We start from the raw sequence: 3,252 nt of genomic DNA, 5'->3' as shown, positions 1-3,252 counted from the left end.
CGGGCGGGGGGTGTGGCCCCCCCCCCGCCCGCGCGCTGAGCCTCCCGCCGCGCTTGGGGGGGGGCGTGGCTGTCGGCGGGGGGGGGCCCGGGCGCCCCGCCCCTGTCCGGGGGCGGGGGGGGCGGGCGGCGCGCCGTCGACGCGGACGGCGCGGATGAGGCGAGCGTCCTCGCTGGAGGAGCCCGCCAGGATTGCGTACGTGCCTGCCCGCACCGTCAAGTGGTCGCGGGCGACGACCCACAGGCCCGGCTCGGCCGCGGCGGGCACGTCCGCCTCGACGCACCGCGCCGCACCGGGCGCCGGGCGGGCCCGGTGGCGGCCGACGTGTTGCCGGGGTGGCCGGGCGACCGGGCAGGCCTCCGCGGCCCGCGCGGAGAGCCGCGCCACCTCGGCGGCGGCGACGGGACCGGTGGTGGTGACGGTGGGCGCGGCCGGCAGCGGCGCGCTCTCGCGGGCGGCGGTCGGTCCCGGGCAGAGGGACGAGGCGTGGCCCAGGCCGTGACCGAGCGAGTGGTGCGGGACGCCGTTGGCGTACAGGCGGGTCGGGCGGGAGCCGGTGACGTCGTGGTCGAAGAGGTCCGGCGGGTCCTCGCCGTGGGCGTACCGGGCCTGTGAGAGGCGTCCGGCCCGGGACATGTCACCCGCCGGGACACGGGCCAGGGCGGTTCCCGTCGGCCGACCGCCGTGCGCGGCCCACAGCAGCGCGGCGTCCGCGTCGGGGACCGCGTAAAGGCAGGAGGACACCTGGGCGCGGACAGGGCGCGGGTCGGCGGCGCGGGCGGCGCGCCGCAGCCGGTGCGCGGGCAGGGCGAGCGTGGTGCGGCCCTTGGTTTCGCGGACGTTGCCCTGCAAGGCGTTGCCGACGACGACGGGCACCGCGTCGGCGGCGGCCGCGGCGCGGGGCACGGCCTGCTCGCCGTGCTCGGCGTATCCGATCTCGAAGAGGTCGCCCCGGGCGGCAACCTTCACGCCGTCGGCGGCGACAGACACGTACCCGCCCATTTCCGTGTGCAGAAGGAGGCTCGCGCCGTCGTGGCCGACCCGTGTGCAGGTCTCCTGGACCGCCCAGCCGTCCGGCTCGTCCACCGGGGCGCGTACGAAGCCGTCGTCGGCGACCGGCCAGCGACGGCCGCCGAGCACCCGAACGCCCCGGCTCCCGTCGGTGAGCGCGCATACGTCGGCCTCCGCCGGATCACTGCGGACGGTCAGAGGCGGCAGGCCGGTGCGGAAGGAGGCTGCGCCGGGCCGCGGGGGGCCGGGCGCGTACTGGTGCGGCAGGGGAAGCCGTTCACCGGGGGCCGTCCGGTACAGGAGGTCGTCCGCCCGCTCGCCCGAAGGCAGTTCGGGGTCGCGGAGCGGCGGCCGGCTGTCGGTCACGTACGGAATCCCTCGGTGAGGCGGCGGGGACGGCGCGCCCGGCGGGCCGGTGGCGGGTGCCCGGTGCCGTGGACGCGCGGGGCGCTCCGGGTGGAGTGCGGGGCGCTTTGGACGGGGTGCGGGGCGCTCCGAAGGGAGCGCGGGGTGTCGCGGTCGGGGGGTGGGGTGCTTCGGGTGCGGCGGGCGGTCCCCGCCAGCGGTGCGGGAAGTTGCTCAAGCGATCGAAGCGCTTCGATGTTCGCCGCGGCCAGCGTCTCTGTCAAGCGCCGGGCGCCCCGCTCCCGAGGATGTGGGCGATTCTCGGCCTTTACGGAATACAGCCTGGTCATAGCGGAGTTCGGGCACAACTCTGGTGACACCGCGCATGTCCGCTCCGGCTTCACTTCGCTGTTGAAACGCTTCGACAGCGCATCGACGCCGGGCCTCTCATGTGTCCGGACGCGCCATGAAGGGCCGGCGGACCGGCGGACCGACGGACCGACGGACCGACGGACCGACCGAACGGACCGAACGGACCGAACGGACCGAGGCCATGAGCCGAACGCCCCTCCCCCGGCGGCTCGGCGCACGGCAGTTGAGGCACCGTCAACGCCGCGACGGGCCCCTGCGGGCCGGTGGGATGCGCGCGCTCAGCCCCGGCCGAACCCCGTGGGCGCGGGGCGGTCCGGGGCCGGTCCGGAGCTGGCTCGGACGGTGAGCCGCGGCGGCAGCAGCACGACCTCGTCCTCGCCGCGGCCCGCCAGCTTGGCGACGACCTGGTCCACGGCCCTGCGGCCCATCTCCTCGGCCGGCAGGGACACGGAGGTGAGCCGTACGGACGCCTGGAGCGCCACCTGGTCCGAGCAGACCGCGACCACGGAGACGTCCTCGGGCACGGCGCGGCCGCGCTGCCGGAGCAGGCCGAGCAGCGGCTCCACGGCGGACTCGTTCTGCACCACGAACCCGGTGGTGCCGGGACGTTCGTCGAAGATCCGCGCGAGGGTGGCCGCGGTCGGCCCGTAGCCGACCTCGCAGGCCCGGTGCAGCAGTCGTACGCCCCGTTCGCGGGCGCTCGCGCGCAACCCCGCCAGGGTGCGCTCGGCGAAGCCGGTGTGCCGTTCGTAGACGGCGGGCGCCTCCCCGATGACGGCGATCTCACGGTGGCCGAGTCCGGCGAGGTGCTCCACGCACAGCGCGCCCGTCGCCACGAAGTCGAGGTCCACGCAGGTGAGTCCGGCCGTGTCGGCGGGCAGGCCGATGAGCACGGCCGGCTGGGCGGCCTCGCGCAGCAGCGGCAGGCGGTCGTCGTCCAGCTCGACGTCCATGAGGATCATCGCGTCGGCGAGGCCGCTCGCGGTGACGCGGCGCACGGCCGCCGGGCCCTCCTGCCGGGTCAGGAGCAGCACGTCGTAGCCGTGGCCGCGGGCCGTGGTGGCGACGGCGACGGCGATCTCCATCATCACGGGGACGTACATGTCGGTGCGCAGCGGCATCATCAGGGCGATCACGTCGGACCGGCTGCTGGCGAGGGCGCGCGCGCCCGCGTGCGGGTGGTAGCCGAGCTCCTGGATGCTGCGCTCGACGCGCTCGCGGGTGCGTGCGGAGATCGAGCGCTTGCCGCTGAGGACGTAGCTCACCGTGCTGGCCGAGACTCCGGCGTGCCTGGCGACCTCGGCGAGCGTGACCATTCAGTTCTCCCGGACTCGGCGCTCCATCCCCAGGGACCCTAAGGGGGCTGTCTCGGGCCTGTCCAGGCAGCGGATCGAAGCGCTTCGAAGCGCTTCGAAAGACTCCGGCAGGCTTCGAAAGGAGTGGTGGCGCCGGTCGGCCGGGCCGAGGCCGACCCCGTCGAGCTTGATGACCTCCGTGCCGGCCTTCCCGCGCGCCATGCCGTTG

The 3,252-nt window shown here is 76.0% G+C and carries 3 protein-coding genes; all 3 read right to left on the bottom strand.

Going from position 1 to position 3,252, the window contains the following annotated elements; genetic code table 11:
- Positions 1-1,377, bottom strand: a 1,377-nt coding sequence (locus QK440_RS40980; RefSeq protein WP_282798354.1) for a glycoside hydrolase family 3 C-terminal domain-containing protein, incomplete at its 3' end; no start/stop codon positions are given.
- A 629-nt stretch (positions 1,378-2,006) separates the two neighbouring features.
- Complete coding sequence (locus tag QK440_RS40975) at positions 2,007-3,044, bottom strand: LacI family DNA-binding transcriptional regulator (protein WP_282798353.1); 1,038 nt, start codon at positions 3,042-3,044, stop codon at positions 2,007-2,009.
- Positions 3,045-3,252: hypothetical protein (locus tag QK440_RS40970; RefSeq protein ID WP_282798352.1), on the bottom strand; the 208-nt coding region annotated here is incomplete at its 5' end.

Source organism: Streptomyces sp. CC224B, assembly GCF_030010595.1.
In the GTDB taxonomy this organism is placed as follows: Bacteria; Actinomycetota; Actinomycetes; order Streptomycetales; family Streptomycetaceae; genus Streptomyces; species Streptomyces longispororuber.
This window is presented reverse-complemented; position numbering and strand designations above follow the sequence as displayed.

Coding starts and splice junctions, on each gene's coding strand:
- QK440_RS40975 (WP_282798353.1), bottom strand. CDS start 3,044: ATGGTCACGCTCGCCGAGGTCGCCAGGCACGCCGGAGTCTCGGCCAGC.